General features: G+C 49.9%; 12 protein-coding genes. All 12 read left to right on the top strand.

The window, feature by feature from the left end:
- Window positions 1-16: 16 nt before the first annotated feature.
- The 12 genes from GHO41_RS17460 (at window position 17) to GHO41_RS17405 (ending at window position 13388) form a co-directional block, all read left to right on the top strand.
- Window positions 17-2224 carry a bifunctional prephenate dehydrogenase/3-phosphoshikimate 1-carboxyvinyltransferase gene (locus tag GHO41_RS17460; protein ID WP_371928967.1) on the top strand — a complete coding sequence of 736 codons (2208 nt, stop codon included), beginning with the start codon at window positions 17-19 and terminating at the stop codon, window positions 2222-2224.
- Window positions 2224-2910 (top strand): (d)CMP kinase, encoded by a 687-nt coding sequence (gene cmk / locus GHO41_RS17455; RefSeq protein ID WP_153434240.1) that lies wholly within the window; start codon window positions 2224-2226, stop codon window positions 2908-2910. The genes GHO41_RS17460 and cmk overlap by 1 nt, the downstream gene beginning before the upstream one ends.
- Window positions 2911-3033: 123 nt before the next feature.
- The gene (gene rpsA, locus GHO41_RS17450; RefSeq protein WP_019826775.1) at window positions 3034-4728 is read left to right on the top strand and encodes a 30S ribosomal protein S1; all 1695 of its coding nucleotides are present in this window, start codon (window positions 3034-3036) and stop codon (window positions 4726-4728) included.
- A gap of 364 nt (window positions 4729-5092) precedes the next feature.
- On the top strand, window positions 5093-5389 hold the full coding sequence (ihfB, locus tag GHO41_RS17445; protein WP_003447108.1) for an integration host factor subunit beta: 297 nt from the start codon (window positions 5093-5095) through the stop codon (window positions 5387-5389).
- Window positions 5390-5413: 24 nt separating this feature from the next.
- The gene (locus GHO41_RS17440; protein ID WP_048391291.1) at window positions 5414-5662 is read left to right on the top strand and encodes a lipopolysaccharide assembly protein LapA domain-containing protein; all 249 of its coding nucleotides are present in this window, start codon (window positions 5414-5416) and stop codon (window positions 5660-5662) included.
- 254 nt (window positions 5663-5916) lie between these two features.
- Complete coding sequence (locus GHO41_RS17435; RefSeq protein ID WP_371928964.1) at window positions 5917-7206, top strand: Wzz/FepE/Etk N-terminal domain-containing protein; 1290 nt, start codon at window positions 5917-5919, stop codon at window positions 7204-7206.
- A gap of 30 nt (window positions 7207-7236) precedes the next feature.
- Window positions 7237-8715 carry an MBL fold metallo-hydrolase gene (locus GHO41_RS17430; protein WP_153390191.1) on the top strand — a complete coding sequence of 493 codons (1479 nt, stop codon included), beginning with the start codon at window positions 7237-7239 and terminating at the stop codon, window positions 8713-8715.
- A gap of 88 nt (window positions 8716-8803) precedes the next feature.
- On the top strand, window positions 8804-9331 hold the full coding sequence (gene rfaH / locus GHO41_RS17425) for a transcription/translation regulatory transformer protein RfaH (protein ID WP_153330980.1): 528 nt from the start codon (window positions 8804-8806) through the stop codon (window positions 9329-9331).
- 160 nt (window positions 9332-9491) lie between these two features.
- Entirely contained in the window at window positions 9492-10382 is an 891-nt protein-coding gene (gene rfbA, locus GHO41_RS17420; RefSeq protein ID WP_153434232.1) for a glucose-1-phosphate thymidylyltransferase RfbA, read from the top strand.
- Entirely contained in the window at window positions 10382-10933 is a 552-nt protein-coding gene (rfbC, locus tag GHO41_RS17415; protein ID WP_153434231.1) for a dTDP-4-dehydrorhamnose 3,5-epimerase, read from the top strand. Before rfbA ends, rfbC begins: the two co-directional genes overlap by 1 nt.
- A gap of 65 nt (window positions 10934-10998) precedes the next feature.
- Window positions 10999-12270, top strand: a complete 1272-nt coding sequence (locus tag GHO41_RS17410; protein ID WP_153390185.1) for a flippase — start codon at window positions 10999-11001, stop codon at window positions 12268-12270.
- Window positions 12243-13388, top strand: a complete 1146-nt coding sequence (locus GHO41_RS17405) for an O-antigen polymerase (protein WP_153434230.1) — start codon at window positions 12243-12245, stop codon at window positions 13386-13388. The genes GHO41_RS17410 and GHO41_RS17405 overlap by 28 nt, the downstream gene beginning before the upstream one ends.
- Window positions 13389-13446: the final 58 nt, after the last annotated feature.

Raw genomic sequence — 13446 nt, 5'->3', positions numbered from 1 at the left:
GAAACCTGTTGCGCCTATTGTAGGTCGGCTGGTGGTTGTAGGATTGGGCCTGATTGGTGGCTCTTTCGCTAAAGGTATGCGTGAAAGTGGCTTGTGCGCCGAGGTGGTCGGTGTTGATCTGAACCCGAAGTCGCGAGCCCTGGCAGTCGAGCTGGGTGTGGTTGATCGCTGTGAAGCTGATCTGGCGGTGGCTTGCCGTGGCGCCGACGTTATTCAGTTGGCCGTGCCAATTCTGGCCATGGAGAAAATGCTCGGCTTGTTGGCGGGCATTGATCTGGGCCACGCGGTATTGACCGATGTCGGCAGTGCCAAGGGTAACGTGGTACGCGCTGCAGCTCAGGCGTTTGGTGCCATGCCGCCGCGTTTCGTGCCGGGGCATCCTATTGCCGGGTCTGAGCAAAGCGGTGTCGAGGCTTCAAATGCCAGCCTGTTTGAGCGGCACAAAGTCATTTTGACGCCTGTGGCTGAAACCGATCCTGCTGCGCTGGCCCTGGTCGATGCGCTATGGCGCGCACTGGGTGCAGATGTTGAGCACATGCAGGTCGAACGCCACGACGAAGTCCTCGCTGCAACCAGTCATCTGCCGCACCTGCTGGCGTTTGGGCTGGTCGATTCTCTTGCCAAGCGCAATGAGAATCTGGAGATCTTTCGGTACGCTGCGGGGGGCTTCCGCGATTTCACAAGAATCGCCGGGAGCGACCCGGTAATGTGGCATGACATCTTCCTCGCTAACCGCGAGGCGGTGCTGCGCACATTGGATACATTTCGTAGCGACCTCGACGCCTTGCGCGACGCGGTCGATGCAGGGGACGGGCATCAATTGCTGGGCGTTTTTACCCGCGCCCGGGTTGCTCGAGAGCATTTCAGTAAAATCCTGGCCCGCCGGGCATATGTGGACCCTATGAATTCAAATGATCTGATTTTCCTGGCTGAACCAGGTGGCACTGTAACTGGCCAAATCCGTGTGCCAGGCGACAAGTCCATTTCTCACCGCTCGATCATGCTCGGCTCGTTGGCTGAGGGCACGACGCAGGTTGAAGGTTTTCTTGAGGGCGAAGACGCTCTGGCAACCCTGCAAGCGTTCCGTGACATGGGCGTTGTTATTGAAGGACCGCACCAGGGTCGCGTGACCATTCACGGCGTTGGCCTGCATGGCTTGAAAGCGCCGCCCGGGCCCATATATCTGGGTAACTCGGGTACGTCGATGCGCTTGTTGTCGGGTCTTTTGGCCGCACAGAGCTTTGACACGACGCTGACCGGTGATGCATCGCTGACCAAGCGCCCAATGAACCGTGTGGCCAACCCGCTGCGTGAAATGGGTGCTGTGATTGAAACGGCGGCTGAGGGTCGCCCGCCCATGACCATTCGTGGCGGTCACGCCCTTAAAGGTGTGAATTACACATTGCCAATGGCCAGTGCCCAAGTGAAGTCCTGCCTGTTGCTGGCGGGTTTGTATGCCGAAGGCACGACCTCTGTCACTGAGCCTGCGCCAACCCGCGATCACACCGAGCGCATGTTGCGTGGTTTTGGTTACCCGGTCAGCGTCAACGGACCTACGGCGTCGGTCGAGTCGGGCCACAAGCTCACGGCAACGCATATCGAAGTGCCGGGCGATATCTCGTCGTCGGCGTTCTTCCTGGTAGCGGCTTCTATTGCTGAAGGTTCGGACCTGTTGCTGGAGCACGTAGGCATCAACCCTACTCGCACAGGCGTGATCGACATCTTGCGTTTGATGGGTGCTGACATCACCCTCGAAAACCAGCGCGAAGTAGGCGGCGAGCCAGTGGCGGACCTGCGTGTACGGGCTGCCAAGCTTAAAGGTATCGACATTCCGGAAGCGCTGGTGCCATTGGCAATTGATGAGTTCCCGGTACTGTTTGTAGCTGCGGCGGTGGCAGAAGGTCGTACTGTTCTGCGCGGCGCCGAAGAACTGCGAGTCAAGGAGTCGGACCGTATCCAGGTGATGGCTGACGGCTTGCTGACCTTGGGCGTCAAATGCGAACCGACCCCTGACGGCATCATTATTGATGGCGGCTCCATCGTTGGCGGTGAAGTTCATGGTCATGGCGACCACCGTATTGCGATGGCATTCAGCATTGCTTCGCTGCGTGCTACGGCGCCAATCCGTATTCACGATTGTGCTAACGTCGCGACGTCTTTCCCGAACTTCCTGGCGCTGTGCAAGCAGGTCGGTATTCGTGTGGCGCAAGAGGCGCAGTCGTGATGCCGGTGGCGCCAGTCATCACCATCGACGGACCTAGTGGTTCGGGCAAGGGCACCGTTGCAGGTCGCCTGGCCGAGCATTTGGGCTGGGCATTGCTGGACTCTGGCGCCTTGTACCGTTTGCTGGCGTTTGCCGCTGTTAACCATGGTGTCGCGCTCGATAACGAAGCTTTGTTAAGTCAGTTGGCGGCTCACCTTGATGTGCAGTTCGTCGGGGCGACGGAAGGTAAGTCGGCGCGTATCGTGCTTGAAGGTGAAGACGTCACGCTGGCTATTCGTAATGAGACGGTTGCAAAGGGTGCATCGCAAGTGGCGGCGCTACCCGCTGTTCGCGAGGCTTTGCTGCAGCGTCAGCGTGCATTCAGGGAGTTTCCGGGGCTGGTTGCCGATGGTCGCGATATGGGAACAGTGGTTTTTCCTGAGGCTCCGCTGAAGGTTTTCCTGACGGCCAGTGCCGAGGAGAGGGCCCGTCGCCGTTACTTGCAGTTGAAGGCCAAGGGGGATGATGTTAGTCTCCCGCGTCTGTTGGATGAGATACGTGCCCGTGATGAGCGTGACACGCAGCGTGCAATAGCCCCGCTAAAGCCGGCGGCTGATGCCATACAGCTTGACTCTACGGAGTTATCCATCGAGCAGGTGTTAGAACGCATCAAGAGTGAAATCGCCCTTCGCGATCTCGCCGGATGACCAAGAACGCGTGCAGGAGACCAGAAATAGTCCTGCATGCCTTCTTTTATATGAACGTAACCCACATTGTCTGGAATGTGGCAGATGGGCGTATTCCTTCGCCCTTGATCAACAGGAATTAAAATGAGCGAAAGCTTTGCAGAACTGTTTGAAGAAAGCCTAAAAACCCTGAATCTTCAGGCTGGCTCGATCATCACCGCTATCATCGTTGATATCGATTACCAAGCTGGTTGGGTTACCGTTCACGCTGGTTTGAAGTCTGAAGGCCTCATCCCGCTGGAGCAGTTCCACAACGACGCTGGCGAACTGAACATCAACATCGGTGATGAAGTTCACGTTGCGCTGGACGCGGTCGAAGACGGCTTTGGCGAAACCAAGCTGTCCCGTGAAAAAGCCAAGCGCGCTGAATGCTGGATCGTTCTGGAAGCAGCCTTCGCAGCTGAAGAAGTGGTCAAGGGCGTTATCAACGGTAAGGTTAAAGGCGGCTTCACTGTCGACGTTAACGGCATCCGTGCGTTCCTGCCAGGTTCTCTGGTTGACGTTCGTCCAGTGCGCGACACCACGCACCTGGAAGGCAAAGAGCTGGAATTCAAGGTCATCAAGCTTGACCAGAAGCGCAACAACGTTGTTGTTTCGCGTCGCAGCGTACTTGAAGCAGAGAACTCGGCTGAGCGTGAAGCTCTGCTGGAATCCCTGCAAGAAGGTCAGCAAGTTAAAGGTATCGTCAAAAACCTCACCGACTACGGCGCATTCGTCGACCTGGGTGGCGTTGATGGCCTGCTGCACATCACTGACATGGCCTGGAAGCGCATCAAGCATCCTTCCGAAATTGTCAACGTTGGCGACGAGATCGATGTCAAGGTTCTGAAGTACGATCGCGAACGCAATCGTGTTTCCCTGGGCCTGAAGCAACTGGGCGAAGATCCATGGGTTGCTATCAAAGCCCGTTACCCAGAAAGCACTCGCGTTACCGCTCGTGTAACCAACCTGACCGACTACGGCTGCTTCGCTGAGCTGGAAGAAGGCGTTGAAGGTCTGGTACACGTTTCTGAAATGGACTGGACCAACAAAAACATCCACCCTTCGAAAGTCGTACAAGTCGGCGACGAAGTGGAAGTTATGGTTCTGGACATCGACGAAGAGCGTCGTCGTATCTCCTTGGGCATCAAGCAGTGCAAATCTAACCCATGGGAAGATTTCTCTGGCCAGTTCAACAAGGGCGATAAAATCTCCGGCACCATCAAGTCGATCACCGATTTCGGTATCTTCATTGGTCTGGACGGCGGCATCGACGGCCTGGTTCACCTGTCCGACATCTCCTGGAACGAAGTGGGCGAAGAAGCCGTACGTCGTTTCAAGAAGGGCGACGAGCTTGACACCGTTATCCTGTCTGTTGATCCAGAGCGTGAGCGCATCTCCCTGGGTATCAAGCAGCTGGAAAGCGATCCGTTCTCCGAGTACGTACAAGAGAACGACAAAGGCGCAATCGTTAAGGGCATCGTGAAAGAAGTTGACGCTAAAGGCGCCATCATCACTCTGGCCAACGATATCGAAGCAACTCTGAAAGCCTCCGAAATCAGCCGTGACCGCATCGAAGACGCGCGTAACGTTCTGAAAGAAGGCGAAGAAGTAGAAGCCAAGATCATCAGCGTTGATCGCAAGAGCCGCGTAATCCAACTGTCCATCAAGTCGAAAGACGTTGAAGACGAGAAGGAAGCAATCCAGAGCCTGCGCGACAAGCCAGCTACCTCTGAGATCGCTGCTGGTCCGACCACTCTGGGCGACCTGCTGCGTGCACAAATGGAAAAACAGAACTAAGTTCTGATTGACCATAGAAAAAGGGCGACTTAGGTCGCCCTTTTTTGTGCCTGTGATTTGAGTATTGTTTTCTTAGACATAAAGCATACAGAGCCAGTACGACGCGATTCTGGAGGTCCTTGTGGCCCTCGGCTCCAGTACACGGTATCTATCTCAATTGCCGGTCAGGAACTCTCTGCGCGCATGTCGGGCAGGTTGATGGTGTGCTTTACCTGAAGTGATGGTTGACAGGTATGTCAGGCATACCTGAGCAATTACGCAGAGGTCTGCAAAGATAAGTCAAGATCTGGGCTGTTCAAATTCAATTGATCATGCTAAAACCTTTGAAGCGCTGATCTAGCTGCTTGAAAAAGAAGGGAAAAATATGACGAAGTCGGAGTTGATCGAACGAATTGTCACCCATCAAGGGCTGCTCTCATCCAAAGATGTTGAGCTGGCTATCAAGACCATGCTTGAACAAATGTCACAGTGCCTGGCGACCGGAGATCGAATTGAAATCCGTGGCTTTGGTAGTTTTTCACTGCATTACCGCGCACCACGGGTCGGCCGTAACCCAAAAACCGGCCAGTCTGTAAGTCTCGACGGTAAATTTGTTCCTCATTTCAAGCCGGGTAAAGAGCTACGGGATCGAGTGAATGAAGATGAGGAAGACGATATTTAATCCTTAGGGACATGGGAGTTACAGATGAGTAGCGTTAAGCGTGCAGTTCTGGTGGCTTTTGCGCTGGTAGTTATTTTCGGGACGATGATTTTTATTCTCGAAAACCAGCAGCCCACGTCTTTGGTTTTTCTTGGGTGGAGTACACCTGAGCTGCCAGCTTCACTGTTTTTTATCGGTGCATTGCTGCTTGGCATGCTGATTGGGCCTGCAATGGGCTTTATTGCATACAAGCGAAAAGCTGCACGATTGAAGCGCAGCGTGTTGCAGCCTTAAAACAAAGCGCTTGGCGCATCGGGGCAAGGAGCGCCTCCTTGGTCCCGCAGCAGTCGCCTTCATAGGAAAAGTCCTACAGAAAGTCAGGCTTCGTATTCTATGTACGCCTTGGTAATGCATGCAGAATACGGCCAATCCTCGATTGCCAGCTATTTCCCTGCGTATTCAGGTGCTCTGATTTAAGCATCTGCTGTTCAGCAATGAATATCCCTGCAGCCGAGCCCGCCATGTTTCATTGAAAGCAGGCTTTGTTGGTGAGCAATACTTCCTCTGTTTCCAGTGCCGTCTCAAGGCATGACATCGACATTTTTGGCATTTCCAAACTGATTTGGCAGGGCAGGCGTCTGATTCTGCTACTGGGCACACTCTTTGGTTTGTCTGCTTATGCCTATACCAGGCTCGTCACATCTGAGTACCAGGTTACCAGCGTGCTTCGTCCGGTTGCGCTTAATGCACTGGATGCGCTTAACCGTTCAGGTGTCTACACACTTCCTCCCGATAAGGCTCTGACAAGAGTGGGCTCGGCTCTTGAGTCGTATGGTGTGCGGTCAGGTTTTATTAGAGCGAATCAGGCACTGTTCAGTAACGTGCAGCGTCCAGGCGTTACGATGGAACAGAGCTTTGAGTCCCTCATTAGATCCTCATTGAAGGTCATCACATCTGCGCCCAAAAAGGGTGGGTTTTCAAGTGCTCTAATTCATTTGGAGTTGAGCTATCCCGAGGGTGTTGACGGTGCTCGAATTCTCAATAGCTTCGTTGAGTATGCAATTGAAGTGGAGCGTAAAAAGATAGAAGCCGATCTCAATATCATCATTGAGAACCGTCTTGCGGAGCTTGGAGACAGCATCGATGCGGCTCGCGCCGAGTATGACGTCAGCAAGCAAGCCCGCATTGCAATACTACTGGAGAACGATGCCGTTCAGCGTTCGCAATTGCAGGACGAACTTGTCGCACTGCGTAAGCAGCTCAGGGCTGGGCGAATGGATCGAATAGCTCAATTAGAGGAGGCCATCGATATTGCTCAATCGCTGGGGATTCAAAAGCCAACAACGCCATCGGGTGTGGCTGAGAGTTCTCGCGCGGGTGAAGGGCCTACCATGTACACCGAGATCAACAATCAGCAGATCCCACTTTATTTTATGGGGGTCGAGATCCTCGAAGCAGAACGCTCTGTATTGCTCAAACGCAACAGTGATGACTTCACGGAGGCCCGTATTGCACAAATCGAGCGTGAAATGTGGATGCTTCAAAATAATCGTGAAGTTGAAGTGCTTGAGCGGCGTGAAAATGAAGAAGTTTTTTTGAGTGGGGTTCAGCCAATTCGAGCTGAGATAGCCCGTTTGGGGAAGGTGGGTAGCCTTGAATTCAGTAGCATTCAGTTAGTGTCAGTTGACCGCAAGGCGCTTGAGCCACTGGGCCCAATCAAGCCCAAAATGAATTTGCTTGTACTGCTGGGGGGGGGTGGCACTGCGACAGGTGCCTTGATTGTTTTGATTCGAAATTCAATGGCTGCGCGACGAGTCGAGAGCCTGGGTGGGGGATAGCCCTAACTTCTGATTGGCGAGAGCAAGTACATGGCATATCCGATTGTAAAACATCACGGTGCCATCAACGGCGTCACAGGCTCGTGTCATCAATTACAGATGACAAGCCAGAGCAGTATTCTGATCGACTGCGGGCTTTTTCAAGGCAGTGACGAACGTATCGCTTTAGACAGGAACCCACTGTACCCGCAAATCGACTTTTCGCTTGAAGGCATAAAAGCCTTGGTCATCACCCATATCCATGCCGACCATGTGGGGCGTCTTCCTCATTTGCTTGCTGCAGGATTCAAGGGGCCAATCCTATGCAGTGAACCATCAGCCAAATTGCTGCCATTGATACTTGAGGATGCATTCAAGCTTGAGGTGAGTCGTGAGCCGAAGATCATCGAGCGATATTTCCAGCGTGTGCACCAACAAGTGATTGCGCTGCCTTTTGGCCATTGGTTCAACATCGAGCAAACAGATAACCTGCGCGCTCAAATCAGGCTGCAGAGAGCAGGCCACATACTGGGATCAGCCTATGTGGAGTGCGATCTAGATTATCCTCAGGCAGCGTTGACGCGACGCATTGTCTTTTCAGGTGATTTGGGCGCTCCGCATTCACCATTTTTGATTGCGCCTGTGTCACCCAAGAGGGCAGATGTGCTTGTTCTTGAGAGCACTTACGGCGACCGTTTACACGAAAACCGTCTGAACCGCCAAGAACGCCTGGAAATCGCTATCGACAGGGCTTTAGCTGATCATGGAACGTTACTGATACCGGCATTCAGCATGGGCCGTACTCAAGAGCTACTCTACGAAATCGAAGATATCCTGCATCGCAAAGCGTTGCTGGGTCCGGCGCAAGCACTATGTGATGACGATCAATTTCTTCCCATTACTTGGCCACAAGTGCCGGTTATTCTTGATTCTCCGTTAGCAAGTCGTCTAACCAAGGTCTATCGTGAACTGGAGGACTATTGGAATGAAGAGGCGCAAGTGCGTCTGGGTCATGGACGCAACCCTTTGCATTTTGAGCAATTGATCACTATCGACAGCCATGCCCGGCACTTGCAGACCGTTAACTATCTGGCCAGCACGGGTCGACCGGCAATCGTCATCGCTGGAGGAGGGATGTGCTCCAGCGGTCGAATAGTCAATTACCTGAAAAGGATGTTGGCTGACCAACGGCATAATGTGCTTTTTACGGGCTATCAGGCTAAGGGAACACCTGGGGCGGCTATACAAAAATACGCTCCGTCAGGCGGTTTTGTTGAATTGGAAGGTGAGCGCTGTATGATCCATGCTGGCGTCAGCACAGTGGGTGGATATTCCGCCCATGCCGACCAGAAGGACTTGCTCAACTTTGTTTCAGGCATGTCTGAATGGCCTGAAGAGATACGTTTGGTACACGGTGAGGTGCCGGCAAGGAAAGCATTGGCAAGGGAACTGTTGAGCCTGTATCGCGCTCAAAACAGAGTTGTCGATGTCCTTGTCCCGACAGGCGCTGAGCCGCTTACGCGAAGCTGATTGCAGTCATGATAAGAACCCAGTGGCTTACCATGCGCAGATGCAGAGCAAAATGGTAAACACGGATGAACCCATTAATGAAGTCCCCATGCAAATAACAAACACCCCAGTACCGCCTGATCCCAGCACGCCGAAATCTGATGACTGGTACCTGGTGCAATGCAAGCCCAAACAAGACGAACGTGCAGAGGAAAATCTCCAGCGCCAAGGCTACGAATGCTCACGCCCGGTTTGCCGACGTGAAAAATTGCTACGTGGTCAGCTGAGTTGCGTTAAAGAATCTTTGTTCCCGGGCTACCTATTTATCAACATGCCGGAAGGCGCCAACTGGGCACCATTACGCTCAACCCGTGGAGTCGCACGGATTGTTGCATTTGGCGGGCGCCCCTTGGCAGTCAGTCACGAGTTGATCCTTCAACTACAGTCACGTGCAGACACGCACGTCATCTCAAAATTTAATGCTGGCGATAAAGTCACCATCCTTGACCAAGGCTTCGCAGGTATTGAGTCCATATTCATGTCTATGGACGGCGAGGAGAGGGTCATTCTGCTCATCAATCTAATGAATCGTCAGCAGCAAATCAGTTTGCCAGTCACGAGTATTTCTACGCGATAGGTAAATCAGGGCTGAGCCCAATATATCGATAATGAAAACCGTTCTCAGGAAATCAACGATGAATCCTGGGGCGGTAGCGTGTTTACTCAGATTAGTCCAACCCATGACATGTAGATGTAGGTGGGGGGGCGAACAAAAAAGTTAAGGAAGTGCTCGCGACATGACCACTATTAAACGTAAAGGCATCATCCTCGCTGGCGGTTCAGGCACCCGATTGCATCCGCTCACCTTGGGCGTGTCTAAGCAAATGTTGCCTATCTACGATAAACCGATGATTTTCTACCCTCTGTCGGTGTTGATGCTGGCAGGAATGCGCGAGATTTTGATCATCTCCACGCCAGAGGATTTGCCATGCTTCAAGAAGTTGTTAGGCGATGGTAGTCAGTACGGTATTGAGCTGAGTTATGCAGAGCAGCCTAGCCCCGATGGATTGGCTCAAGCATTCATCATAGGCGATGAGTTCATCGGGAATGATTCTGTTTGTTTGATCCTTGGCGACAATATTTTTTACGGCCAACACTTCTCGGACAACCTGCGTTCAGCCATGTCTCAGACATCGGGTGCAACTGTATTTGGGTATCATGTTTCAGATCCAGAACGCTTTGGTGTAGTGGAGTTCGACAGCAATGGTCGAGCGCTGAGTATTGAAGAAAAACCTGCTAAACCAAAATCTAACTATGCAGTCACAGGCTTGTATTTTTATGACAACGACGTCGTGAAAATCGCAAAAAGTATTAAGCCGTCTTCGCGCGGCGAGCTAGAGATCACAGATGTTAACCGCACCTACCTTGAGCAAGGCGGCTTGAACGTCGAAATGTTGGGGCGCGGTTTTGCATGGCTGGATACTGGAACTCATGAGTCATTGCTTGAGGCCAGTCACTTTGTGCACACCATTGAGCACCGTCAGGGCTTGAAAGTTGCCTGCCTGGAAGAAATTGCGTTTAACAGCGGCTGGATAACGCCTGAAAAATTGGGTGAGCAAGCTGAAAAATTGAAAAAAACAGGGTATGGGCAATATCTGCAAAAGTTGTTGTCCGAGACTAATAAATAATGAAAATTATCCGTACAGATATCCCTGATGTGTTGATTATTGAACCTACAGTTTTCACTGATGACCGTGGTTGGTTTATGGAGAGTTTTAACGAAAAGGTGTTTGCTAATAAATTAGAAGCTCTAGGGTTACCGGCAGCCGGATCTTTTGTGCAAGATAATCACTCGTGTTCGAGGCGTGGAGTGCTGCGAGGGATGCATTTTCAGGCACAACCCTATGCTCAAGGTAAATTGGTACGTGTTGCAGCTGGTGCAGCTTTTGATGTTGCCGTTGATATCCGGAAGGACTCGCCAACTTATTTAAAGTGGGTTGGCGTTGAGTTGAGTGGTGAAAATAATAAGATGCTGTGGATTCCAAAGGGGTTCGCCCATGGATTTCTTACTCTTGAAGACAATACTCATTTTTTATATAAAACGACTAACTATTACAATAAAGAATCTGAAGGTTCGCTTTTATGGAGTGATGAAAGTATTGGTATAACATGGCCTGTTATGGATGCTTATATAATAAATGAAAAGGATAAACAGGCCCCTAAGGTTTTTGATGTTTGAAGGGGTAAAGATTGTGCTAATTATTTATTGCATTATAGTAGCGGATAATTTTAAGGTGTAAATTGATGAAGGCAGGTTTGGGTGTAAGAACCGATACTTTATACAATTTAGTGGGGAACTTTGTACCTATTTTAGCTGCTGTAATCTGTATTCCATATCTGACCAGAGAGCTTGGTGCAGAGCGTTTTGGCTTCATGACAATCATGTGGGCTCTGATTGGCTATTTTGGTATTTTTGATTTGGGTGTTTCCAGAGCACTGACATATTTCGCCACTCGCTCTAATGATCCTGTTAGTCCTGAACCGCTTGCTCCGGCAGTTAAAGCCGGTATGCAAGTTGTTGGACTTGCAGGTGTTATAGGAATGCTGATAGTGCTTATGTCATCTGATTTGATTGTTAGAAAGTTGTTGAATGGTCAGATGACGATTTATTCAGAAGCTCTTGGAGCGTTGGTTATAACAGCGCTGATTATTCCTTTGACTGCTATGGGTAACGGACTTCGAGGCGTACTTGAGGGGCTTGCAAAATTTAAAGACGTAGCCTTGATTAAAAGCGTCACAGGGTCCGTTTTTTTTATTGCTCCAGCTGTTATGGCCTCTGCGGGTTATCATTCGCTTTACGGTATAGCTATTTCATTTTTAATAGTGAGGGTGGTTACCTCGTTGTGGTGTTGGGTCAGCGTAAGCAGTAGTGCGCAATATGCTAGCTCAAGGGGCCAAGTGGTACGAAAGGAAGACAGAAAGAAACTACTATCATATGGTGTGTGGGCTTTACTTTCGTCAATTATTAGTCCGCTAATGATGTATGGAGATCGTTTTATTATATCCAGTGTGCTGGGTGCGCAAATGGTTGGCATTTATGCCGTGCTACAAGAAATGATGGGGAGAACAGTTTTATTTGCAGCATCATTTGCGGCAGCATTACTTCCACGTTTTGCAAAGGAAAATGGTGAAAAATTAAAAACAGATTATACGCGTTATAATTTAATCATGATTTCGCTAATGGCTGTTTTTTATATAATTTTTTGGCTGTTTTCGCAGTACATGGCGGAGCTATGGCTGGGTAGAGACTTGTCGGCGTACTCAACCATTTTTGCGTTGTTTTCGTTTGCGTTGTTTATTAATTCAATAGCGCAATTGCCTTTTTATTTCTTGCACGCAAAAGGGTTGCCCGAAGTACCTGCTAAATTTCATTTGCTGGAATTTGTTGTTTATGTTCCGGCCTGCATCATAGCGACACTTTACTATGGGTTGATCGGCGCTGCATCGGTCTGGGTTTTCAGAGTGCTGTTGGATTGGATTTTATTGCAATGGGCGGTAAGAAAAATACTTGGTTAGTCACATTAGCACCAATGTGTGTCATGTTTTTAGTTTGGTGTGTTCAGTTTATTTATTATGAAATAATTGGGAACTCTGTCTTTAATCCTGTGAGCCTTGGAGCATGGGGAATAGCTTGGGTTGGGGTGTTTGGATATGTTATAGGAGCATTGATTTGTTCAGTTTTTACCGTTCAAGGAAACGAAGAGTCAGTTGTTTATTTTAATCGAAGTTTTTATTATCTGAAGTGTGTCTGCTTGATTTTGGCAGTTGCCGTCATATTAAATAATTTAGTGTTGCCTGTTTTAAATGGTGTGAGTGTGTCCGCGCTCAGAAATCAGGCGATAGATGAGTGGACGTCAGGAAGCATTGGTCCTCGAGTAAATGCTGTTTTGTTAAATGGATTATGCTGTTTTATAGTGTTGCTGATTTCTCTAATGTATGAGGTCAATAAAAAACTCAGTTTTTTTTGGGTTACTGTTTTTGCTGTTTTGTGTGTGGCTTGTTTTTCCAGGACGCTGTTGCTGATTGGTCTTTCAATTTTATTATTGAGAGTTTTGCTGCAGGGAGAAAAACCCTTAAGGATGATCTTCTTCTCCCTAGTATGTTTTGTTGTCCTTTTTTTGGTTCTGGCCTGGGTAATGAAGGATAAAACACCAGGGAATGAATCCCCGACTGATGTGTTATTGCACCATCTGCAGATTTATTTTTTTGGTGGGGTTTCGGGGTTTAATTATTATGTTATTAATGAGCAGCCTAATTATAATTCGCTACTGACAGTGCCTCGATTTATTCAGGCCTTACTACCAATAGATTTAGATTTTCCTCCGTCTTTTTATGACTTCGTAGAAACGCCTGGAACGCTAAATGTGTTCACGTCTATGTTTCCCCCGTATCATGATTTTGGGGTGTTAGGGGTGCTTCTATTCTTTCTGATGTATGGCTCCATATCGACAGTCGCCTGCGTCCGATTTGTAAAAACAAATAAATCAACCTGGCAAGTTATGGCGGGGTTTTTTATATACGCAACCGTTATGACGATATTTGATGATCAGTTTGTACGAGGTCTTCCAGTCATATTGATATTCATCTTTTTTGCGCGTATTTTTGATTCGATACGTGGCGGTTGCAGGATCTGAGTGCAACACGGTTATTGAATTGAAGCGGGAGCATCATGCCGCATCACCACGGCTTCTT

It is taken from the genome of Pseudomonas sp. FSL R10-0399, assembly GCF_009600165.1.
GTDB lineage: Bacteria > Pseudomonadota > Gammaproteobacteria > Pseudomonadales > Pseudomonadaceae > Aquipseudomonas > Aquipseudomonas helleri.
The sequence above is the reverse complement of the archived record's forward strand: the minus strand, read 5'-3'. Positions and strand labels throughout refer to the sequence as shown.

Coding starts and splice junctions, on each gene's coding strand:
- GHO41_RS17440 (WP_048391291.1), top strand. CDS start 5,414: ATGAGTAGCGTTAAGCGTGCAGTTCTGGTGGCTTTTGCGCTGGTAGTT.
- rfbC (WP_153434231.1), top strand. CDS start 10,382: ATGAAAATTATCCGTACAGATATCCCTGATGTGTTGATTATTGAACCT.
- GHO41_RS17410 (WP_153390185.1), top strand. CDS start 10,999: ATGAAGGCAGGTTTGGGTGTAAGAACCGATACTTTATACAATTTAGTG.
- rfbA (WP_153434232.1), top strand. CDS start 9,492: ATGACCACTATTAAACGTAAAGGCATCATCCTCGCTGGCGGTTCAGGC.
- cmk (WP_153434240.1), top strand. CDS start 2,224: ATGCCGGTGGCGCCAGTCATCACCATCGACGGACCTAGTGGTTCGGGC.
- GHO41_RS17405 (WP_153434230.1), top strand. CDS start 12,243: ATGGGCGGTAAGAAAAATACTTGGTTAGTCACATTAGCACCAATGTGT.
- rpsA (WP_019826775.1), top strand. CDS start 3,034: ATGAGCGAAAGCTTTGCAGAACTGTTTGAAGAAAGCCTAAAAACCCTG.
- GHO41_RS17430 (WP_153390191.1), top strand. CDS start 7,237: ATGGCATATCCGATTGTAAAACATCACGGTGCCATCAACGGCGTCACA.
- rfaH (WP_153330980.1), top strand. CDS start 8,804: ATGCAAATAACAAACACCCCAGTACCGCCTGATCCCAGCACGCCGAAA.
- ihfB (WP_003447108.1), top strand. CDS start 5,093: ATGACGAAGTCGGAGTTGATCGAACGAATTGTCACCCATCAAGGGCTG.